A 232-nucleotide genomic window follows, 5' to 3' on the forward strand; every position below is an offset into this window, starting at 1 on the left:
TACGCCTGAGCGCGCTGTGGACGGCACGTTCCTGATGCCCGTCGAAGACGTGTTCTCGATCTCGGGTCGCGGCACCGTGGTGACCGGTGCTGTCGAGCGCGGCGTGATCAAGGTCGGCGAAGAAATCGAAATCGTCGGCATCCGCCCGACCGTCAAGACCACCTGCACCGGCGTGGAAATGTTCCGCAAGCTGCTGGACCAGGGCCAGGCTGGCGACAACGTCGGCGTGCTG

Annotated in this window: 1 protein-coding gene; it reads left to right on the top strand. The window is 65.1% G+C overall.

From position 1 onward, the window contains the following. The coding region (locus ASD34_RS26765; protein ID WP_268810590.1) for an EF-Tu/IF-2/RF-3 family GTPase at window positions 1-232 on the top strand (232 nt) is incomplete at both ends.

This window comes from Variovorax sp. Root473 (genome assembly GCF_001426505.1).
Taxonomy (GTDB): Bacteria; Pseudomonadota; Gammaproteobacteria; order Burkholderiales; family Burkholderiaceae_C; genus Variovorax.